Source organism: Vicinamibacterales bacterium (assembly GCA_036504215.1).
GTDB lineage: Bacteria > Acidobacteriota > Vicinamibacteria > Vicinamibacterales > Fen-181 > FEN-299.
Genome location: DASXVO010000076.1, coordinates 101,288 through 123,340, shown reverse-complemented (window position 1 = coordinate 123,340; position 22,053 = coordinate 101,288). Strand labels below are relative to the sequence as shown.

Here is a 22,053-nt window from a genome sequence, read left to right as displayed (position 1 = left end):
CAACTACGGCCACAATCCGCACTCGGCGCACGCGGCCGGTGTTGCTCGCTCAGCACGAAGTCCTGAGGGCACGAAGACGTAGCCGTATCTGTGCATCGAAGGACTTAGAGTCCGATCTGGAGCACGAGCGCCTCGAAGCGGGGATCGCCTCTCAACGTGTCGAGGACCGGATTGACGGCGGCGTAGCACAGCCAGCTGGTGCGCTCGGCAACGGCCTGCTCGAGGCACGCGAGGGCGGCGTCCTTCTTCTCGAGGCCGCCATGGACGACGGCCAGCGCGTACGGGGAGACGTGGCGCCGCGTGGCGAGACGACGGAGTTCGTCGAGCACGTGCTGGGCATCGGCGCGGTGCCGCGCCCTGGCGCAGGCGTGCCCGAGAGTGGCCAGCATCAACGTGCTGCGCCCGGATAGGCCCAACGCCGTCCGGAACTCGGTGATCGCCGCCTCGTAGTCGTGCTGCTGCTCGAGGGCGAGGCCGAGCACCCAATGTGCGATGCCGAAATACGGATCCATCTCGAGCGTCTTGCGCGCCTGCGCCACGGCAGCGTCGAAGCGCCGGGCGTAGAAGAGCACGAGACCGAGGCTCGTGTTCACCACCAGCGACAGCGGGTCGAGCGCCCGCGCGCGCTCCATCGCGGCGATCGCTTCGTCGAACCGGCCCGACACGCGCAGATACTCGGAATACCAGAGATGGGTGCGAGCGTGCTCCGGGTTCAGGGCCAGGGCACGTTGGAACGCATGCAGCGCCGCCTTGGCGTTCCAGTCGTAGAACAGGCTGACACATCCGAGCGAGGTGTGGGCGATGCCGAGCGAGGGTTCGATCTCGAGCGCCTTCTGCGCCGAGGCCCTGACCTTCGGGTAGCCCTCGGCCGGAGGGATCGCGCCGTAGTAGCTGAGCAGGAAGTAGCAGTCGGCTACACCGAGGTGCGCCGACGCGAATGCGGGGTCGTGGGCGGCCGCTTCCTCGAAGCAGGTGATCCCCTGGCGCAGGCTCGCCTCCGTCCGGCGTTCCCAGAAGTATCGCCCCTTCAGATACGCCTGGTGCGCCGCGACGCTTCGCGTATCACCGTCGAGGCCCCGCGGGTGGTGATCACCCGACAGCCGCAAGAGCAGCGCCTCGATGACGCGGCCGCCGATGGCATCCTCTACGGCGAATGGGTCGCCGAGCGTCTCGTCAAACCGTTCCGCCCACAATACGGCCGCGTCGCGAACCCGGACGAGTTCGACGGCGACGCGCACCCGGTTGCCCGACCGGAAGATCGAGCCGTCGAGAACCGCCGGTGCGCCGAATCGGCGTCCCATCTGGCGGAGGCGCTCGAGATCCGGCGGCGCGGTCAGGGGGTCTGCGCCCGGGCGGAACACGGTGCGGCCGCGCCTAGTCAATCCGCTCGCCACCGCGTTCGCCAGGCCCTGGCCGATGGCCGCGACCGTCTCGTCGCCCCCGGGCGCGCGGAATGGCAGCACCACGACCGCCTGCGCCTTTGCCGTACCGAACGCCTGGCGGGGCGGCGCCGCGGCCACGGGTCCCTCGGCCGCCGGGCGATGCCACTCGACGCGCGGCGTGAAGCGGTAGCCATAGCGCGGCAGCGTGAGCAGATACTGGTGTTGCCCGCGCCGCTCCCCGAGGACCTTGCGAAGGGCGGACACGGTCACCGGCAGGTTGCTCTCCTCCACCGGGCTGTCCGACCAGACGGCATCCATCAACTCGTCCTTGCGGATCGGCCGGCCGCCGTTCTGCACGAAGAAGAGCAGCAACTCGAACATCCGCGACGTCAGCCGCAGTGGCCGGCCCTCGCGGGACAACTGGCGCGTGTCCGGGTCGAGCCGGAACGGGCCGAAGCCAAAGACGACGACATCCTGCATGTATGGACGGTCCTTTTAGAACGGTTTAGAACTTTTTAATTCTATACCTTTCCGGGTGCCGGCGGCCGAGGCCGGACCTTGGCGCCCGCGTCGGCTGCAGGATCGCGTTCGAACCGGGTCTGTTCGGACAGGGGAGGAAGCGTCGGTTCTACTGGAAGTCCGGGTACAGTGTCTTCATGCAATCCGGACAGATCCCGTGCGAGAACTGCGCGTCGGTGTGCTCCGCGATGTAGGATTCGAGCTGCGTCCAGTATCCCTTGTCGTCGCGCAGTTTCCTGCAGTGCGCACACATCGGCAGCACGCCCGACAACTGCTTGACGCGGCCGAGTGCATCCTCCAGTTCCACGTTGCGCGACCGGAGTTCGGCCGTGCGGGTGCTGACCAGTGCCTCGAGCGCCGCCTTGCTCCGCGCCAGCGACCGGACGCGGAGGCCGGCCAGGCCGATGACGCCGCCAATACCGCCGACGAGCGCGAGCGCGTAAGCCCACCAGGTTCTCCACCACGGCGGGCGCACGACGAATTCGAGGCCGGCGATCGGGCCGAATCCCGATTCGCCGATCGCCGTGCGCGTCTCGAAGCAATAGCGTCCTCCGGCCAGGGCGGGGTAGTAGACGGTCTTCGACGAGGTGTCGCGCCATTCGCGCTCGAGGCCGGACAGCCGAACCTGGAATCGCATGTCGCGCTCGTTCGCGTAGTAGGGCGCGGCAACTCGGAACTCGATCGTCGCATCGCGGTACGCGATCGGCGCGACCGCCTTGAACGGCGGCTCGAGCCGGCGTCCGCCGTACGTCATCTCCACCACGTGCGCCCGCGGCGCCAGGGGCGCCGCCTCCGGCGAACCTGTGTCGTACGCCACGAGACCGCCTGCCGTGCCCACCCAGATGCGATCGCCGTCCGCGAGCAGGGCCAGCACGGCACAATCCTCGCTGACCATGCCTTCGTGCCGGCCGACGTGCAGTGGCGGCTCGAGGCGGTCGAGACCCTGTTCGGTGGTGGCCCACACCCGTCCCCGCGCGTCCACCTGCACCGCGTAGACCAGGTCGGAGCGGAGACCTCTGCCGGCGCTCCGCTGCTCGAGAATGGTCAGCCGGTGGTCGTCGACGCGAACCCGCGTCATGCCGACGGGCTCCTGGTAGTGAATCCAGGCGCTGCCGTCCGGGAGAAACGCCATCCCGCGCACCCAGGCGGCGCACAGACCATCCTCGGTGGTGAAGGACCGCCATCGGCCGTCCGGTTCACGAACCAGCAGTCCCGCGCTCGTGGCGACCCAGAGCCGGTGGCGGGTGTCTTCCCGAAAGCTGGACACGACGAGTGTCTGCGACCGCGTGGAGGCGGGGCCGACCTCCTGCACGAGGCGGCGCGCCTGCGGGTCCCATCGCATCAGTCCCTGGCGGGCATGGCCAAGCCAGACGCGGCCCGACGAGTCCTCCATCGGGCAGTTGATCGACTGGCCGAACGTCCCGAGCGGCGCCTCGGTCGCGGTCGAGGCGCCCGGACGCAGCCACAAGGTCGGCCCGATCGAGCTGACCATCCACAGCGTGCCGCCGCGATCCTCGACGAGCGCCTTGATGCGCCGGCCCTCGGTGCCCGGAATGCGCACGAGACCGCCCGGACCGAGCCGCGCGGCACCGTCGTCTGTAGCCGCCAGTACCCGGCCCTGCCGATCGTGCGCCACGAACCACACCACCTCACCAGATGCGCCACCCGACAGCGTGTAGTTCCAGACCCGGCCGCTGCCTTGCAACTTCGCGAGCGACGGCCCGAGCACCCAGAGCGTGCCCTCCTGGTCGCGGAACACCGAGCGGACCCAGCGGAACGGGAGACCGCCCGCGGCATCGAGCAACTCGGCGCGGTCACCGCCAACCAGGTGCAGCGCGCCGGCCTGCGTCGCCAACCAGACGCTGCCGTCACGATCGACGAACGGCACACTGTTGGCCGAGAGGCTGGCGGGCAGGCGGTGCGATTGATCGATGAAGCGCGTGGCGCCGGGCTCCTTGACAACGAGCGTCCGCCCGGACCCGGCCCAGAGACGACCCCCGCCGTCCTCGACGACGACAGCGGGGCCGCTCGCGGGCAGGCCGTCGGCCGGTCCCCACGAGCGGGACGAACCGTCGGCCAGGAATTCCCGGATACCGCTTTCGCCGGCGAGATACATCGAACCCGTGTTGCCGCCCCCGGCGAGCTCGAACGACAGCCCTTCAGGCTTCCACGGCAGGGCGCTGAACGTCAGGCCGTCGGTCTGGACGAACAACCCCTCGTTTGTCGCCGCCCACGCTCTTCCCTTTCGATCGAGGGCGATCAACGCGGCGGGTGCTTCCGACCTCGCCGGGCCGAACCTCACGCGATCGAGCCTGCCGTCCTTGAACCGGACGAGGCCGGCGAGCGTGCCCACCCACAGACCGCCGTCGCGGGCCGGAAGGATCCGCGGCACCCACGCCGCCGGCAGGCCATCAGCCCTGGACCAGATGCGGCACTGACCGCCGTCGTATCGAACGAGCCCCTTCTCGGTGCCGATCCAGATGAAGCCGTCGTTGTCCTGCGTGAGAGCGACGACCGCAGCCGACGGCAGCCCCTGGTCGGGTCCGAGCACGGTGAACGGACGGCGTCCACCCTGCTGCGCCGTGGCAGGAGACGCCGCGATCAGCAGCGTCACTCCAACCGCCCACACGCTCCCCCATCCCGCGCCCCGCGTCTTCACACCAGCCTCCGTACCACGATTCTTTCGCTATCGCTCTGAGGGCGTGACCCCATTGACTTCGATCGCCCGCGCGCTGCTGAGGCGGGGACCGCCGGTCGTGGCGCGGTCGGTGTGCTCGAGCAGCACCACCCCAGACAATCGCTTATATTCCTCGCGAGTCGCGCGAGACCGCAGGCGACCGAGCAATTCCCACAGACCCGCCAGCGGCACGCTGCGCTTCAGCCGCCGCGACTCGTCCCATGTCGATCGATACTCGGCCTCACGCCAGCCGAACGGCTCGAAGAACGCCGTGTTCTCGGCCGGCGCGAACTGCATCGGCGCGTTCGCGGCGTCGAGGCTCGGCTGCCAGCTTTGGCTGAGCATCTTCAACAGCAGCGGTGACCCGAGGTCGATCAACCACCAGCAGATGCCAGGACCCGCGTGCACGTCCCGGGCGAGCTCGCCGACCTGGCCTGGCGTCAGGTAGACCAGCAGTCCCTCGGTGATCACCATGCCCGGACCGGGCCCGGTGCCGGCGCGACCGAACACGGCCGCCCGGGCGTCGGCGTTGCGCAGGTCGGCGTCGACGTCCTCGTGCCGGCACGTGGCGACCGCATCGCTCAGGTGCTCGCGCCGATAGGCAATCATGCCGGGCAGATCGACGTCGAGCCAGTGCAGCGACGCGGGAAGCGCCAGGCGGTACGCGCGAACATCCAGGCCTGCCGCCAGGTTGACGACCGTCCGGACCCCTTGCGCCACCAACCGGAGCACGATTTCGTCCATCACGGCGGTTCGGACGATCATCGGCCACGCCATGGAACGCGCCCTGGGAATCGATGCCAGGATGGCCTCGCCGCGCGGGCCGGCGAGTCGTCGCGCATACGGATCGTGGAACAGCGCGTCCGGTCGATCGGACTCGAGCGCGCGGTACATCGCAACCCACAACGCGGTATCGGACACGGTTCGAAGCGTCTCGCTCATGGCTGGGCGGCCGACACGGAAGAAGGGGGGACGGTACGCAAGAAGAGCGACACTAGAAAGGTAGCACAGACTACTCGACGCGTCGCTTCGTCGCGCGGATGCCCTGTGTCAGCCAGGCCCGCTCGACGTCGTTCCTCACCGGTGCGACGATCCGTGTGACCGGGTGTCCGAAGGATCGCCTGCAACGGGCCGGGGTGCGCGACATCGCGTTGCACGCTCTTCGGCCCGCTGGCGCTGCCGGGATCGACGACCACCCGGGGTTCACCTGCGCAAACCAGGTGCGTATTGCACAGCCCCTCCTCCCGATAAACCCTGAGCTCACGTGGTCTTCAACGGCTCGTCCACCTTGACGTTCGACATCCAGTCGGGCTGCTGATCCCATACGGTGTCGTAGATGAGGCACGCCACGTCGTTCAAACGTGCGGCCCGATTCGCGGCCGGCGCGCGTGCCTACCGCTTCGCTGTGGGCCGCAGCGTCTCGATGATGTCCGCGCTGACCCAGAAGATGTCGGAATTGCCGTTCTGCGGGCTGGCGTTGAGCTCGACGAGCCGGGCGTGCGTCGACCCCGACAACGTATCGAGGCCCCGCTCGCGCGGCGCGTTGGAGGAGAAGAAGAAGAACCGCCCGTCGGGAGACACGTACGGCGACTGCTGGGTGGTCGCCGGATCGTTGATCGCCGGGCCCGTTGACGGACTCCGGCAGGCGCTCGGGCTCCTGTTAGCGGCCTTCGACGAGCCTGGATCGGTAGATGGCGCCGTCTTTTCCGAGCGCCTTTGCGCGAGTGAAGTAGAGCGTGCCACCCCTGGTGATTGAAGGAAAGTACGTGAGCCAATCACCGTTGATCGGCGCGCTGAGGTCGTACGCTTCGCCCCACGTGCCGTCCGTGTTTCGATCGGCCACCCAGATGCTGTTGTTCGCCCACCCGGGCCTTGCCGCCTGGCCCGCGCGTGGGCGCGTCGTCAGGAAGAAGATCCGCCGGCCGTCGTGGCTGACGCACGGCTCCATGTAGAAGTAGTTGGGGTCGGTCGCGAACGAGGCCACCTCGGGCGGCGTCGGTGCGGACGACGACCGCCTGGATCGAGAGCAGGCCCGCGACGGCCGCGAGGCCTGCCAGACCGCGGACGATTCGCGCGCGAGGGCAGGCGATCATCGGCGCCTACTTCTCCTTCGTCTCCTTCGGCAGTTCCGGCCTGGTGAAATCCGGCAGTGGGTCGCCGAAGATGTAGTGGTTGAACCATCCCAGGTTGTGCAGCATGACCGCGCGCTGCGCCTTCGGCTTGGTAATGCCGTGACCGAAGCCCTTGTACACAATCATCTCGACCTTCACGCCTCGATCCTCGAGACCCTGGCGCAGTTCGTAGCCGTTGGGCGTCGGCACGCGTCGATCCAGTTCACCGTGCTGGATGAGCGTTGGCGTCTTCGCCTGCTTGATGTACGACATGGGCGACGTCTTCGCGTAGATCTCCGGATCCATCGCGGGATCCGCGCCCAGGTACTGAATCGTGAACGGCGTGATGTCGGTGTTGTAGTAGTAGGTCGCCCAGTTGGAGATCCCGGCGCCCACCGAAATCGCCGCGAACGCGGTGCTCGACGTCGTCAGAAATGCCGAGATGTAGCCGCCCTGGCTCCAGCCCATGCAGCCGACGCGCCTCGGGTCGACCCATCCGAGCTTGACCAGGTGCTCCACGCCCGACAACACGTCCCACGCGTCGCCGACACCGAGGTTGCGCACGTTGAGCTCGCGGAACTTCTCGCCGTACCCGGCGCTACCGCGGTAGTTGACCTTGAGAATCAGCGCGCCCCGTGCGGCCCAGATGTCGGCGGGGTAGGTGCGCGCATCGATCATCGTCGGCCGATCGACGCCGGTCGGTCCGCCGTGGATGATGCAGAGCAACGGGTACTTCTTCGCCGGGTCGAAGTCCGCGGGCTTGATGAGCACGCCCTCGATGTCCGTCCCGTCCTTGCTCTTCCACGAGATGACCTCGCGCCGGCCCAGACGGAAGCCCGCGACCTGGTCGGTCATCGTCGTCAGCCGGCGCGGCGCGAACGGCTGGACGGTCGTCACATATATCTCGCCCAGCGTGGACGACGACGCGGCCGCGAAGGCCAGCGACTTCCCATCCTTGGAGAAGCTGACGCTGCCCAGCATCAGCGCGTCGGGCTGGCTGATGCGCGTCGTCTTGCCGGTGGACGGATCCACACGGAACAGGTGCGAGGCGGTCTTCTGCGCCGCGGCGAAATACACGCCGTCGGCCAGCCAGTCGATGAGACCTGGTTGCTCGTCGAACGAGTCGGTGATCGATCGCGGCTTGCCACCGTCGACCGACACCACAGCCAGGCGGCTGTTGGCGTGGAAGAACTTCGGATTGCCCATGGCCGACGAGAACACCAGCATTCGGCCGTCGGGCGACCACACTGGCGAGCCGTCGGGACCGGGCAGATCCACCAGTTTTCGGACCGCGTTGGTCGCGACCTCCAGGACATAGACATCTGACGTACCGCCCTGAATCAGATCGGGATTGATCGTGGCGCTGAATGCAATCAGCTTGTTGTCCGGCGACCACGAGAAGGACGACACCGTGTAGTCCTTGCCGTGCGTCCGCTCGGTGCCGGCGACCGGCGCGGTCAGGGCCTCGGCCACGTCGAAGGTCCGCAGGTGCTGGTGGGTGTACTCGCGCCGCACCACCTCGAAGTCGCCCACGTAGTCCTTGCGCGCCTTGACGTCCTTCTCCTTCAGGTCGCTGGTGGTGAAGGCCATCTGCTTGCCGTCGTGGGACCAGGCGTACCCACCGACGCCGTTCTCGGCATTCGTCAACTGGATCGCCTCGCCGCCGTCCGGACGGATGGCGAAGAGCTGGTTCTTGTCCCCAGCCCGCGAACTCGTAAAGGTCAGCCACGGACCGTCGGGTGACCAGGACGGATTCGAACAGGACTTCTCGCCGCGCGTCGCCTGGAAGCTCCGGCCCGAGGGCACGTGAGCCAGCCAGACCTGCGTGATGGAGGCATCCTGCTTCCAGTCGGTCGCCGTGACGGTATAGGCCACCCAGGTTCCGTCCGGCGAGAGTTGTGGACTGCCGACCGTCTTGATGTTCAGGAGATCGTCAACCGTCGGCACCCTGGTCGCCCCGGCCTGGGCGATCACCGAGGCGGGGACGGCCACGAAGGCTGTGAGGAGCAGGGACAGCAGGAGTTTCTTCACCATCGTCGTGTTCTCCGTACTCAGGTACTTCTTGTTGTCGTCCGGGAAGGCTGTGACAACGAGCGCGTCGGACCCGTCCGCGAACAGCCCGGCGGCCAGCCGAGACCGGAATAACCGCGATCGCGAGGACGGGCACCAGCACCGCCGCGACGACATGGACAGGCACACGGTGTATATCGATCCTCCCGGATCTCCGGCTCTGGATTGTACGGCCGCGGCGGCGAGGTCGAGCGATGAATCTCAGGAGCAGCGGCGTTGGCCACGCGGAATGTAGAATGGGGGATACAAGACGAGGAGGTCGCTCGTGTCCGAACTGTCGCCGCAGCAACGGCTCAATCAGGACCTCGGGCTCGGCGGCAGGCTCTCGGAGCGGAGCCCCGTGCGCCTCGTCAACCGCGACGGCACCTTCAACGTCCGCCGCAACAACCTGAGCGCGTTCCATCCCTTCAACGCCTATAACACGCTCCTCTCGCTTCCCATCCCTCGCCTGCTCGTGCTGATGGCCGCGGGCTACCTGGCCACCAACTTCGTGTTTGCCTCCTTATACTGGCTGGCAGGGCCGGATGCGATCGCCGGCGCAGCGCTCTCCCCGCTCGCGCGCCTCGAGGACTGCTTCTTCTTCAGCGTCCAGACGCTCGCGACGATTGGCTACGGCAAGCTCGTCCCGGTCACGCGGGCGGCAAACTCTCTGGTGGCCGTCGAGGCTCTCGTCGGCCTCCTCGGTTTCGCGATCCTCAGCGGCCTGTTGTTTGCCCGGTTCACCCGTCCCAGTGCCAAGATCAGCTTCAGCCGCCACGCGATCATCGCGCCCTACGAGCACGGGTGGGCCCTGATGTTCCGCCTCGTCAACCTGCGAAACCACAACCTGACGGATGTCCACGCCGTCGTGTCGCTCGCACGCTGGGCCGACGAGAACGGGAGGCGCCGCCGGCGCTTCGACCAACTCGGCCTCGAGCGCGACTTCATCATCTTCATGCCCCTGCACTGGGTCATCGTCCACCCGATCACCGATGCCAGCCCCCTGCGGGGCCTGACGCCCGAGTCCCTGGCCGGCGCGGATCCGGAGGTCGTCTGCCTCATCAACGCCGACGATGAGACCTTCGCGCAAACCGTGCACGCCAAGACGAGCTACGACAAGACCGACATCGTCTGGGGCGCGCGCTTCCGCGACATGTACATCGCGGATGCCGATCGGGTCGCGATTGACCTCTCTCGCCTCCACGACATCGAGCCGGTAGCGCCGCCCGCGTCGCTCTGACACCGTCGCCTGTGAGACCGTACGCGTCCTGACATGGAGCCTCTTATGCCTCTCGACCGGACTCTCCATATCATTCTCGGTGCCGGCGGAGCCATTGGCACGCCGCTCGCCCTCGAGTTGCTCGCGAAGAATCGCAGGCTCCGCACCGTCTCGCGCAGCGGCGCGGGACCAGCCGGAGCCGGAGCCGTGCGCGCCGACCTGACCGAACCGGATGCGGTGATGCGGGCCGTGGAGGAAGGAGCGACGGTGTACCTGCTGGCCGGCCTGCCATACGACAGGCGTGTCTGGCAGGAGCAATGGCCCCGGATTATGCGAAACGTCGTCGGCGCCTGCGAGTCGAAAGGCGCGCGGCTGATCTTCTTCGACAACGTCTACCCGTACGGCCGCGTCGATGGACCGATGACCGAGGACACGCCGGTCCACCCGACCAGTCATAAGGGGAAGATACGGGCCGAGATCGCCGGCTACCTTCAGACCGAGATGGCTGCGGGGCGTATCACCGCGTCGATCGCGCGCGCGGCCGACTTCTACGGGCCCGACTCGGAGAAGACCAGCATCCCGTCCATCCTGATCTTCCCGAGGCTTGCCGCCGGCAAGTCGGCGCAGGTCTTCGTCAGCGCGGATACGAGGCACTCGTTCACCTACACGCTCGACTGTGCGAAGGCGCTGTGCCTGCTGGCAGATGCCGACGATTCGTTCGGCCAGGTCTGGCACCTGCCGACGGCGCACCCGGCGCTCACCGGCCGGGAGTTCGTCGAGTTGGCGGCGAAGGCGCTCGGGGTCGCGCCTCGAGTGTCGCCGCTCCCTGCGTGGACGATGAAGACAGCCGGCCTCGTCGTGCGGATGATGCGCGAACTGGCGGAGATGCTCTACCAGTACGACCACGACTACGTTTTCGACTCGTCGAAGTTCGAGCGCCGATTCGGGTTCGTGCCGACGGCGTACGGAGACGGCATCCGCGCCACCGCGCAGTCGTTCGTGAAGCCGTGAGACTCGAGCGTCTCCAGCCTTGAACGGCCTCGGCTCCTCGCGTGTTCCCGGCCGCATCGTGCGGAACGGTGTGTGATACCCAGACCGGCGTGCGGTACGACGCGCGTCGCGACAAACTCGCCGCGCCGATGGCGTCGCTCCGCGACACGACTAGGGTCGACCCGCGAGCGATCACAGCGTCGCCTGCCGGCACGGCCCACCCCGTCCCCCATGCCGTCCTGAGCGTCCTGGCGCGCCTGGGTGCGGCAACGGGCGGCTGCAACCAAGCCTGGGATCCGCGCGGAATGTTGCGTGATCGCAGTGGCGCCTGCTGCCGGATGCGGTGGTTCAGAGACCTGTTTTGCAGGGTGTGCACTCACCTGCTCACGAACAGGATCCGAGTGGCCGCCGGCCCGCCCGCCGGCGACTCTCACTGCCGGCTGAGGGCGCTCACAGGATCGACGCGCGATGCCTTCCAGGCCGGTGCGAGGCAGGCGACCGCCGCGGCGCCGCCCAGCACGAGCGTGACCGAGAGAACGACCACCGGATCGAGGACGGTGACGCCGAACAACTGGGACGCAATCGCCGGCCGTATCGCCACGACACCTGCCGCACCCAGCAGTAGTCCAACCGCGACGAGCGCAATCCCCTCGCGGAGGATCAGCCGCAGGATCCGGGACGGGTCGCTGCCGAGGGCCATGCGTATCCCAATCTCGCGCGAGCGCAGGCCGACCTGATACGCCAGAACACCGTAGATGCCAATAGAGGCCAGCAGCAATGCGACGAAGCCGAACGCCACCGACAGCAACATCGGCGTGCGCCGCCGGTCGAGCGATCGCTCGACGCGCTCGGGCATCGCGCGTACGTCGTAGAGTGGCAAGCTCGGATCGATCTTCGCCAGAACCGTCCGGATCGCCGCGGCCAGCTTCACGGGGTCACCACCCGTACGCACGGCCATGGCGATCCCCGACTCCGGACCTTGGGCAAAGGGCAGGTAGTAGGCACCCACCCGTTCGTCCCCGGTGTCCGCCAGGGCCTGCTGCCTCACCGTGCCTACCACGCCGACGACTCGCATGAAGTGCGTCTTGGGCCCGGGCTGGATGATATCCTCCGGGCCCTGCGGCTGGTACATGCGACGGCCGATCGGATCGGCGTTCGGCCAGAACTTTCGCGCGAGACGCTCGTCCACGATGATGGCTGCCGGCGCGCCGAAGCTGTCCTGCTCGCCGAAGAAACGGCCCCGCTCGAGCGGAATCCGCATCGCCTCGAAGTAGCCTGGCGTCACACAAATCTGGGACGGCGAGATGAGGGATTCGCCGGGTGCCATCACGTAGCCTTCGGCGATGATCACCGAACTGGAGTTGTCGCCCACGAAGGGCAATCCGCTGGTGAATCCCGCCGCTCGGACGCCTGGCAACTGCCTGATCGCCTCGAGGGTGCGGCCGGCAAACGTCCGCAGAGCCGCATCGTCAGGATACCGGGTCTGCGGCAGGTTCAGTCTCGCCGTCAGCACCTGTGCCGGCTGGAATCCAGGATCGACACCCAGCAGCTGGCGAAAACTCGCAAACAACAGGCCTGCGCCAATGAGCAGCACGAAGGCGAGCGCCACCTGCGCCACGACCAGCGACCGACGGAACGCTCGCGCGCCGCGGCTCGCCGTCCCGCTGCGCCCGTCCTCCCGAAGGACGAGACTCACGTTCATGCCGGCAAGCTGCGCGATGGGGACCGCACCTGTTGACAGCCCCAGGAGCATCGCGAGGCCGGCCGTGAAGGCCACGACGGCCCAGTCCATGCGGATCTCTTCCCCCCTCGGGAGGTCGGCCCGGCCGAGCGACGTCAACCACCCGAGGCTGGCCGCCGCAACCGCGATTCCGAGGCAGGCACCGATCGCGGTGATCAGCGTGGTTTCCGTCAGCAACTGGCGCGCGACGCGGCTGCGGCCGGCGCCGAGCGCGTGGCGCATTGCCAGTTCCTTCATGCGGCCGCTGGCCCGAACGAGCACGAGGTTCGTGATGTTGACCGCCGCGATGAGCAGCACGAACAGCACGCCGGCCCACAGCAACTGGAGCGGGCGTCGCACCGTGCGAACGACGTCCTCGGCCAGCGGCACGAGGTGGGTCTGGTAGCCCGCACGCTCGAGCATCGGCTTGAACGCACCCGCCCGCTCGATGCTTCTCACGTTGAGCGCGTCCACTCTCTGTTGCGCCTGTTTCAACGTCACGCCTGGCGCGAGGCGGGCGACCTCGTCGTGGTTCTGGCTGTACCGTCGGTTCTCGGAACGCTGCTCGTTGGAGAAAGCGAGCGGCACCCAGATGCGCACGTCCGGATCGAGGAACGTGAATGACCTCGGCATGACGCCGATCACGGCGTAGCGCTCGCCGTCGATGGTCATCTCGCGTCCCATCGCCGCTTCCGCGCTGCCGAAGGCAGCCTGCGCGTACCCGAAGTCGAGAACGGCCGCATGGTTCTGTCCCGGTGTTCCTTCAGCCTCCGAGAACGGGCGCCCGCGAAGCGGCGACACTCTCAGCACCCGAAACAACGACGGCGTCACCGCCATGGCACGAACGCGCTCGGCGCTGCCCGCGCGGCCGACCTCGACGCCCCGCGCCCGATAGAGCGCCAGCGACTCGAACACGTCCGAGAAGGCGAGCCTGTCCATGTGGTTGGGCACCGAGGTCCCCGCCCGCTCCACGCCCGCGCCCGGGAACGAGTCGTAGGAGAACACCAGGCGGTCCGGTTCCGCGTACGGAAGCGGGCGCAGCAGGACCGATCGCACCACGGTGAAGACCGCGGCGTTCGCGCCGACGCACAGCGTCAACGTCAGGATCGTGGTGACGGCAAACGCGCGATCCCTCGCCAGCAGGCGAAGGGCGAAGCGCAGGTCGCTCAGCAGGGCTCTCATGGGCTGTGCCTCAGACGAAAACGGCGTCGCATCCGGCGCGCACGGGGTTCTCTGTCTGACGATGACGCATCGGACCGTGGCCGGGTTCCATCCGGGGTGAATATCTTCGGCTGAGCGGTGACGACCGCGGGTCCGCAGACCTGGCGCCCTGTGCCTGTCACTGCAGGCAGGTCGGCGCGCGGGCCGCGGCATCGCCCAACGAGACGACGAGGACAACGAGTGTGGCCGCGGGGGCAGTGCGAAGCCGCATCGAGGCGTCACCAGACATGCGGCGGCGGCGCGTCGTATGTGCTCCATGTGCGTGCACCGGGCATGGCGGCGAATTTTGCCGGATGCTATGCTCCACGAACGACCCGCCGGACCGCGGGGCGAGATGGCCTTTCCTCAGAGCGAACACACCTCGAACCATGAACATCGACGCACCGCTTCCCGCACCCGCCGAACCAGGCGCGAACCTGGCGGACGTGGACACGCCGGCCTTGCTCCTGAACCTCGATGCGTTCGAGCGCAATCTCGACACGATGGACGCGACATTGGCGGGCCGGCCGGTCCGCATTCGCCCGCACGCGAAATCGCACAAGTGTCCGGAGATTGCGCGGCGACAGATTGCGCGCGGCGCGGCGGGCGTCTGCTGCCAGAAGGTCAGCGAGGCCGAGGCGCTGGTCCGTGGCGGCATCGAGGACGTCGTGGTGGTGAACGAGGTCGTCGGCGCGCTGAAGCTCGGGCGCCTGGCCCGTCTCGCTCGCGACGCCCGAATCGGCGTCGCGGTCGACGACGCCGGCAACATCGAGGACATCGAGCGGGCGGCGCACGCGGCGGGGGTGACGCTGGACGTCTTCGTCGAGGTGGAGGTCGGCCTCAACCGGTGCGGCGTCGAGCCGGGCCCGCCGGTGCTGGCACTGGCGCGCCGGGTGGCAGAACAGCGGCACCTTCGGTTCGCGGGGTTGCAGGCGTATCACGGCCGGGCGCAGCACGTGCGGAGCTTCGACGAGCGCCGCGTGGCGGCGGCCGCCGCGGCCGGAAAGGTGCGGTTGACGCTCGACATGCTCGAAGCGGACGGGCTGCAGGCGAAGACGGTCACCGGCGGTGGCACCGGCACCTTCCAGTTCGACGCGTCGAGCGGCGTCTACAACGAGGTTCAGCCAGGGTCCTACGTGTTCATGGACGCCGACTACGCGCAGAACCTCGATGGCGAGGGGCGGCCCGTTCGGTCGTTCGAACACAGTCTCTTCGTTCTCACGACCGTGATGAGCCACCCGATCCCTGAACGCGCGGCGGTGGACGCCGGACTGAAGGCGCACAGCGTCGATTCAGGAATGCCTCTCGTGGTTGGGGTGCCCGGCGCTCGATACACGCGAGCCTCGGACGAACACGGCATTCTGGAACTCGCCGGGCCCGGGACGCTCGTCCTCGGACAGAAACTCAGACTGATTCCCGGCCACTGCGATCCGACGGTGAACCTCCACGACTGGCTGGTCTGCTACCGTGGCGACCGGGTCGAGGCGGTCTGGCGGGTGGCCGCCCGCGGCGCGTTCTACTGACCCTCGTTGCCGGCGCGCTGACGACCGGGTCATCCTGTGGCCTGGGGGCGAACGGCCGTCACTTGCGTGCGGTGTTCGGAACCAGACTCAGGATGAACGACGAGACGTCCGGATTTCGCACGCTGGTGAAGGAGTTCGTTCCTGTCGCGCACGAGTTCCCGGTGAACGACGATGTCACGCCGGCGAGAGACCATGTCCCTCCTTCCGACAACAGGATCGGTCCGCCCGAATCGCCGAAGCATGTGCCGCTTCCGCCGGAACTGGGCGAGTAGAGCGCCTGGAGGGTGATCGGCCCGACGCTGCTGATGTTCGTCGTGCCCGCCCGCAACGACCCTTTCGCATCGTGCTCGTTCTGTCCCCAGCCGGCAATCACGGCCAGTTCGCCGACCTTCGCGTCGCGGCCGACCAGAATCGGAATGGGTGTCGGCGCGAGGTCTTGCCCAAAGAGCACGACTCCGACGTCGAGCGACGACGAGTCGCTGGTGCCCTTGTACCCGGGTGACGCCTGGAACGACGTGGCCGCCACGGGATCCCCGCTTCCCACGTAGATAGTGACGGCTGAAGCTCCAGCCAGGCAGTGGGCCGCCGTGAGCACGGCGCGCGGCGCGATGATCGTCCCCGAGCACGTGGCGATCGGCACGTTCCGGCTGTCGCGCAGGGTGACGAGAACGGCGGGCGACGCACTCGCCGTGCAGTCCGTGCCGTTCAGGATGGCGAGCGCCGACACGGCCGAACCGCCAACGGCGCCGCAGGCGTTCGTGGCAGTCGGCGGCGTGGAACCGGACGGAGCCGTGGGGGAACTGCTCGTCTGGCCGCAGCCTGTCAGGAACACCCACATCACGAGCAGCCCCGCCACCGCGCTCGCGCCCTTCACCCGGATACTCACTCCACACCTCCACGGCACACCAGGCCCCCTCATCGGACTGGCGCGAGCTCGGCCGCGCCACGAAGCGCCGCGCGTGGCCACCGAGCCGGCCACGGCCGCCCCTCATTCGATGATACCGCGCATCCATCTCCGCCGCCGCCGACCCCGCGGTATACTCGACGACCGTCGGCGGACCGCGCGCGGCAACGTGCGGTTGGGGTGGATCGCACAACTTCTACAGCCACTCGGAGGCACCACATGAACAGCCCGAAGAGACTCGTCGCCGCAGCGCTCCTGGCGCTGGCGATCGCGCCGTCCGGCGCGTTCGCACAGACGCTCGTCGATCCCCGGACGGAGAAGAAGATCGACGCGCTCCTCGCCCAGATGACGCTCGACGAGAAGGTTGGGCAGCTCAACCAGTACAGCAATCCCTTCGACCTCACCGGGCCGCCGCCCAGCGCCGGCGGGCAGAAGCTGGCCTACGAGCAGATCCGGAAGGGGCTGGTCGGCTCGATGCTGAACGTCAACGGTGCCGAGGCGACGCGCAAGGCCCAGCAACTGGCCGTCGAGAACAGCCGGCTGAAGATCCCGATGATCTTCGGGTACGACGTCATCCATGGCTACAAGACCATCTTCCCGGTCCCGCTCGGCGAGGCTGCGAGCTGGGATCCTGCCGCCGTTGAGCACTCTGCCCGCGTGGCGGCAACCGAAGCGGCGGCGGCGGGCCAGCACTGGACGTTCGCGCCGATGGTCGACATCGCGCGCGACGGGCGCTGGGGCCGGATCATGGAGGGCTCCGGCGAGGACGCCTTTCTCGGCGCGCGGATGGCAGCGGCTCGTGTGCGGGGGTTTCAGGGCACGGACCTGGCTGCGCTCGACACGATCGCGGCCTGCGCCAAGCACTACGCCGCATACGGCTTCGCCGAGGCCGGACGCGACTACAACACGGTCGACATCTCCGAGCAGACGCTGCGCAACGTCGTGCTGGTGCCGTTCAAGGCGGCCGCGGACGCCGGTGCCGCCACCTTCATGAACTCGTTCAACGAGATCGGCGGCATCCCGTCGACCGGCAACGTGCACCTGCAGCGCGACATCCTGAAGGGCGAGTGGGGCTTCAAGGGCTTCGTGGTCTCCGACTGGGGCTCGATCCGCGAGATGATCCCGCACGGCTTCTCCGCGGACCTCGCGCAGGCCGCCCGCCAGGCGATCACGGCGGGCAGCGACATGGACATGGAGTCGCGCGCCTACATCGGTCACCTGTCGGACCTCGTCAAGACCGGCAAGGTCGATGTGAAGCTCGTGGACGACGCGGTGCGGCGCGTCCTGCGGGTGAAGTTCGCCCTCGGTCTGTTCGACGATCCCTACCGCTACTCCGATGCACACCGCGAGAAGGCCGCGACGCTCACGTCGGCCAACCTCGCGGCGGCGCGCGACATGGCGCGCAGGTCGATTGTGCTGCTGAAGAACGACGGTGGGCTGCTCCCGCTCGCGAAGGGTATCCCGTCGATCGCGGTGATCGGACCCCTGGCCAACGACAAGGACTCGCCGCTCGGCAACTGGCGCGGACAGGGCGTCGCCAACTCGGCGGTCTCGTTGCTCGAGGGCGTCAAGGCCGCGGTTGGCCCGGACACCAAGGTGCTCTACGCGGAGGGCGCCAGGCTCATCACCGGCGCGCGCACCTTCCAGGCGCCTCCCGTGTACAACACGACCGACCGGTCTGGCTTCCCCGCAGCGGTCGAAGCGGCGCGGTCGGCAGACGTCGTGCTGCTCGCGATCGGCGAGGACGCGTTTCAGTCCGGCGAAGGCCGCAGCCAGGCCGACATCGGCCTCAAGGGGCTGCAGGACGAACTGCTGCGCGCCGTGGTCGAGGCCAACAAGAAGGTCGTCGTGGTGCTGATGAGCGGCCGGCCGCTGACGATCGGTCCCGTCGCGGACGCCGTTCCCGCGCTGCTCGAGACCTGGCTCTTGGGATCGGAGTCCGGGCACGCGATCGCCGACGTCCTGTTCGGCGGCTATAACCCGACCGGCAAGCTGCCAGTGTCGTTCCCGCGCCTGGTCGGCCAGGAGCCGCTCTACTACGGCCAGAAGAACACCGGCCGGCCTGGCCCCGAGGCGGGCGTCACCTGGTCACACTACACGGACGTTCCGAATGAGCCTCTGTACCCGTTCGGCTTCGGTCTCAGCTACACGACGTTCACATATGGAGACCCGAGGCTGAGCGCGACCGAGATCGGCCGCGACGGCCGGCTGCAGATCACCGTCGCCGTGACGAATTCCGGCGGGCGAGCGGGCGCCGAGATCGCGCAGCTTTACGTGCGCGACCTCGTCGGCAGCGTCACCCGGCCGATCAAGGAACTGAGAGGCTTCGAGCGGGTCGAACTGGCTCCCGGCGCGTCGCGCGACGTGACGTTCACGATCACGCCGGCCGACCTCGCGTTCTACACCGCGCAGGGCCGATGGGAGGCCGAGCCGGGACAGTTCACGGTCTTCGTTGGCGGCAACTCGCGCGACGTGAAACAGGCGTCGTTCGCGCTGCGCTGAGAGGGTCGTCCTGCGTCCGTTGGCGAAGTGACGCCCCAAGGGCCGGAGGGATACATGAACCGACTCGTCTCGACGGCGCTCCTGACGATTGTCCTGGTCTCAGCGGGCGTTGCCAGCGGTCAGCCCCAGATACCGGCCGCAGTCAGGGACCGGCCGGCCCGGGCCGGGTCGTCGTACTACACGGCGCGACTGAGCGATCCGAAGGCGGTCCACCTCGAGGCGTTCGGCGCGAAAGGCGACGGCGTCACAGACGACTCAGGCGCGATCCAGAGGGCGGTGGACCGGGTCCAGGAAACCGTCGGGCAAGGGGTCCTCTTCGTGCCGGAGGGCCGGTACCGGCTCACCAGGACCATCGACGTGTGGCCGTCGATCCGGCTGATCGGGTACGGGACAACACGCCCCGTCTTCGTGCTCGCGCCGAACTCGCCGGGCTACCAGGACCGGAACGCCGAGCGACAGATGGTCTTCTTCGCCGGCGCGAGGCCACGCGCGACAGCCACCCGGAGCGGCCAGGTTCCGTCACCACCGATGAGTACCGGAGCCCGCGGCGGACAGATGGCTGCGCTTCCAGCCGGAGTTGGCGCCCGTGGGGGATCGTCAGACGGCCGTCCTGGCGACGCCGGCCCCGGGACGTTCTACTCGGCGATGACCAACATCGACATCGAGATTGGCGAGGGGAACCGCGGCGCGGTCGGCGTGCGCGGCACGTACGCCCAGCACTGTTTCCTGGCCCACATGGACATCCGCATCGGGCCCGGGATTGCCGGCGTGCACGACACGGGGAACGTCATGGAGGACGTTCGCTTCTTCGGCGGCACCTACGGCGTCTGGACGCGGACGCCGTCGCCCGGCTGGCAGTTCACGGCGGTGGACGTCTACTTCGAGGGACAGACGGAAGCTGCCATCCGCGAGACGATGGCAGGCCTGACGCTGGTTCGGCCGCACTTCAAGAACGTGCCGACGGCCGTCTCCATCGACGCGAACGCCTACGACGAACTCTGGATCAAGGACGGGCGCATGGAGGACATCTCTGGTCCGGCGGTGATCGTCAGCCTCGAGGACAATGCGCGGACGGAGATCAACGTCGAGAACGTGGTGTGCCGGCGCGTTCCAACGTTCGCTCGGCTCCGTGACAGCGGGAAAACGTTCGCTGCGCCCGGCGAGAGCTACGAAGCAAAGGTGTTCTCTCACGGCCTGCACTTTACCGACGTCGGGGCGACGCCCGAGATCGCGGACATCTTCGAGACGACCGTGCTGAAAGCAGTGCCCGCTCCGAAGCAGTCCGACCTGGTTCCCCTTCCGCCCGCCGACACGTGGGTGAACGTCCAGTCGCTCGGCGCAAAGGGCGATGGCATCACCGACGACACGGAGGCCTTTCGCAAGGCGATTGCCGCCCACCAGACCATCTACCTGCCGATGGGCTACTACGTGATCAGCGACACGCTGGCGCTGAGGCCGGACACGGTGCTGATCGGCCTGCACCCGCTGGTGACGGCACTCGTGCTGCTCGACCGGACCGACGCCTTCCAGGGCGTTGGCGGCCCCAAGCCCGTGGTGGAAGCGCCACGCGCTGGAACGAACGTGATGATCGGCCTGGGCATCTACACGAACGGGATCAACCCGCGCGCGGTTGGTGTGAAGTGGATGGCCGGGAAGGACTCGATGATGAACGACGTCCGGCTGCTGGGCGGCCACGGCACCAACAATCTCGACGGAACCCGGGCGACCCCTTACAACAACAATCGCACGGCCGACGCCGACCCGACCCGGCGCTGGGACAGCCAGTATCCGAGCCTGTGGGTCACCGACGGCGGCGGTGGGACGTTCTTCGACATCTGGACGCCGAGCAGCTTCGCGAGCGCCGGCATGCTGATCTCGGACACGGCGACCGAGGGTCGGATCTACCAGATGTCGAGCGAACACCATGTGCGGCACGAGATCCAGATCAGGAACGCCGCGAACTGGCGGATCTACGCGATGCAAACCGAGGAAGAGCGCGGCGAAGGCGGCTTCGCGCTGCCGCTCGAGATTGACAACTCGCACGACATCACCTTCGCGAACTTCCACCTGTACCGCGTCATCAGCTCCTACCAGCCGTTCCCGTGGGCGGTGAAGATGACGGCCTCGGGGAACATCAGGTTCCGCAACTTCCATTCCTACAGCAACAGCAAGGTGGCGTTCGACGCGTCCGTCTTCGACGAGACCCACAACACCGAGATCCGGCAGCGGGAGTTCGCGTGGCTGGACGTCTCTGGCGCGGCCCCGGTACCGAGAGTCGCGGAGTCGCCGGTGGTGCTCGAGGCTGGTTCGAAGGTGCGGAAGCTGGCTGGCGGCTTCTTCAACATCTCGGGGGGCGTGACGCACCCTTCGGGTGACTTCTACTTCGTCGACGCCTACCGGCAGCGGATCTACCGTTGGAATGCCGTCACCGGCCAAGTCTCGACCGAGCGCGACGCGCCGCTCGATCCCGTCAACCTCGCGGTGGACAAGGCGGGCAACCTGATGGTGGTGTCCTACGCGGGCACCGGGACCGTCTACGCGTTCAAGCCGGGCACGCCCATTGACCAGGTGCAACTGCTCACGGCGGTTGACGGCGCGCCGCGCCCGGGCCTGACCGCGGTGCGCGCGGTCGGCGAGTGGCGAGTCGCCACGGACCGGGCTACTAGCCTCCCGGCACCGAAGACGCTCCACTACCTGTCGCCGGATGGCACGACGTACATCGCGGCCGACAGGGACTTCGCCACCGGCGCGTCGAGTTGGGGTGTCAAGGGGGCCGACCTGCTTCGCGCGTTCGGTCTCGCGTCGGGCAGGCCCGGCCAGGCGTTCTACCTGACGAGCGAGGCCGAGGTCGTGACGTGGAGAGGCACGCTCGCGCCCGATGGCAACCTGACCGACGTCAAGCCATTCGTACAGCAGGGAGGCGAAGGCGTGGCCGTGGACGCTCGGGGCAACGTCTACCTCGCGGCCGGCCACATTTACGTGTACGACCCCGCCGGCAAGCTGATCGACACGATCGAGACGCCGGAGCGGCCGACACAGATCGTGTTCGGCGGGAAGGACGGCAGGACACTGTTCATCACGGCGCGCACGTCGCTCTACAGCGTGCGCACGAAAGTGGCGGGGCGGTAGGCGGTTCGCCGTGCGCTGATTGACTGGGTGCTCGGCCGCACGCTTGCGCAAATCCCGGTCGAACGTACCCGAGGGCTGATGGCCAAGCCACTCGAGCTAGGTCGTAGTCGTAGACCGCCGCGAGCACC

General features: G+C 68.0%; 13 protein-coding genes. 5 read left to right on the top strand and 8 right to left on the bottom strand.

What is annotated here, in order from left to right:
- Positions 1 to 104: 104 nt before the first annotated feature.
- From VGK32_20835 to VGK32_20810, 6 genes are all read right to left on the bottom strand, one after another.
- Entirely contained in the window at positions 105 to 1,862 is a 1,758-nt protein-coding gene (locus VGK32_20835; GenBank protein ID HEY3384211.1) for a tetratricopeptide repeat protein, read from the bottom strand.
- A 148-nt stretch (positions 1,863 to 2,010) separates the two neighbouring features.
- A complete protein-coding gene (locus VGK32_20830) occupies positions 2,011 to 4,560 on the bottom strand; it encodes a two-component regulator propeller domain-containing protein (protein HEY3384210.1) in 2,550 nt (849 codons plus the stop codon).
- Between the two features lie 27 nt (positions 4,561 to 4,587).
- Positions 4,588 to 5,520 (bottom strand): SAM-dependent methyltransferase, encoded by a 933-nt coding sequence (locus tag VGK32_20825; protein HEY3384209.1) that lies wholly within the window; start codon positions 5,518 to 5,520, stop codon positions 4,588 to 4,590.
- A 450-nt stretch (positions 5,521 to 5,970) separates the two neighbouring features.
- Entirely contained in the window at positions 5,971 to 6,159 is a 189-nt protein-coding gene (locus VGK32_20820; protein ID HEY3384208.1) for a hypothetical protein, read from the bottom strand.
- 79 nt (positions 6,160 to 6,238) lie between these two features.
- Entirely contained in the window at positions 6,239 to 6,562 is a 324-nt protein-coding gene (locus tag VGK32_20815; GenBank protein HEY3384207.1) for a hypothetical protein, read from the bottom strand.
- 115 nt (positions 6,563 to 6,677) lie between these two features.
- On the bottom strand, positions 6,678 to 8,723 hold the full coding sequence (locus VGK32_20810; protein ID HEY3384206.1) for a S9 family peptidase: 2,046 nt from the start codon (positions 8,721 to 8,723) through the stop codon (positions 6,678 to 6,680).
- Between the two features lie 301 nt (positions 8,724 to 9,024).
- Here VGK32_20810 and VGK32_20805 point away from each other — a divergent pair, with 301 nt between their 5' ends.
- Positions 9,025 to 9,978: an ion channel gene (locus VGK32_20805; protein ID HEY3384205.1), complete on the top strand. Its 954-nt coding sequence runs from the start codon at positions 9,025 to 9,027 to the stop codon at positions 9,976 to 9,978.
- Between the two features lie 45 nt (positions 9,979 to 10,023).
- Positions 10,024 to 10,968: an NAD-dependent epimerase/dehydratase family protein gene (locus VGK32_20800; protein HEY3384204.1), complete on the top strand. Its 945-nt coding sequence runs from the start codon at positions 10,024 to 10,026 to the stop codon at positions 10,966 to 10,968.
- A 409-nt stretch (positions 10,969 to 11,377) separates the two neighbouring features.
- On the opposite strand, the gene VGK32_20795 is transcribed toward VGK32_20800, so the two are convergent.
- Positions 11,378 to 13,849, bottom strand: a complete 2,472-nt coding sequence (locus VGK32_20795) for an ABC transporter permease (GenBank protein HEY3384203.1) — start codon at positions 13,847 to 13,849, stop codon at positions 11,378 to 11,380.
- 407 nt (positions 13,850 to 14,256) lie between these two features.
- On the opposite strand from VGK32_20795, the gene VGK32_20790 reads away from it, so the two are divergent.
- Complete coding sequence (locus VGK32_20790; GenBank protein ID HEY3384202.1) at positions 14,257 to 15,390, top strand: DSD1 family PLP-dependent enzyme; 1,134 nt, start codon at positions 14,257 to 14,259, stop codon at positions 15,388 to 15,390.
- 58 nt (positions 15,391 to 15,448) lie between these two features.
- Here the strand turns inward: VGK32_20790 and VGK32_20785 are convergent, their stop codons facing one another.
- Positions 15,449 to 16,276 carry a trypsin-like serine protease gene (locus VGK32_20785; protein HEY3384201.1) on the bottom strand — a complete coding sequence of 276 codons (828 nt, stop codon included), beginning with the start codon at positions 16,274 to 16,276 and terminating at the stop codon, positions 15,449 to 15,451.
- A gap of 237 nt (positions 16,277 to 16,513) precedes the next feature.
- Between VGK32_20785 and bglX the strand changes: the two genes are divergently transcribed.
- Together bglX and VGK32_20775 are read left to right on the top strand one after the other, a co-directional pair.
- Positions 16,514 to 18,796, top strand: coding sequence for a beta-glucosidase BglX (gene bglX / locus VGK32_20780; GenBank protein HEY3384200.1), 2,283 nt, complete (start codon positions 16,514 to 16,516; stop codon positions 18,794 to 18,796).
- A 54-nt stretch (positions 18,797 to 18,850) separates the two neighbouring features.
- On the top strand, positions 18,851 to 21,925 hold the full coding sequence (locus VGK32_20775) for a glycosyl hydrolase family 28-related protein (protein HEY3384199.1): 3,075 nt from the start codon (positions 18,851 to 18,853) through the stop codon (positions 21,923 to 21,925).
- Positions 21,926 to 22,053: the final 128 nt, after the last annotated feature.

What these genes read in the sequence shown, in the direction of transcription:
- VGK32_20800 (HEY3384204.1), top strand. Translation starts at nt 10,024, where the DNA reads ATGCCTCTCGACCGGACTCTCCATATCATTCTCGGTGCCGGCGGAGCC.
- VGK32_20835 (HEY3384211.1), bottom strand. Translation starts at nt 1,862, where the DNA reads ATGCAGGATGTCGTCGTCTTTGGCTTCGGCCCGTTCCGGCTCGACCCG.
- VGK32_20825 (HEY3384209.1), bottom strand. Translation starts at nt 5,520, where the DNA reads ATGAGCGAGACGCTTCGAACCGTGTCCGATACCGCGTTGTGGGTTGCG.
- VGK32_20795 (HEY3384203.1), bottom strand. Translation starts at nt 13,849, where the DNA reads ATGAGAGCCCTGCTGAGCGACCTGCGCTTCGCCCTTCGCCTGCTGGCG.
- bglX (HEY3384200.1), top strand. Translation starts at nt 16,514, where the DNA reads ATGAACAGCCCGAAGAGACTCGTCGCCGCAGCGCTCCTGGCGCTGGCG.
- VGK32_20790 (HEY3384202.1), top strand. Translation starts at nt 14,257, where the DNA reads ATGAACATCGACGCACCGCTTCCCGCACCCGCCGAACCAGGCGCGAAC.
- VGK32_20810 (HEY3384206.1), bottom strand. Translation starts at nt 8,723, where the DNA reads ATGGTGAAGAAACTCCTGCTGTCCCTGCTCCTCACAGCCTTCGTGGCC.
- VGK32_20775 (HEY3384199.1), top strand. Translation starts at nt 18,851, where the DNA reads ATGAACCGACTCGTCTCGACGGCGCTCCTGACGATTGTCCTGGTCTCA.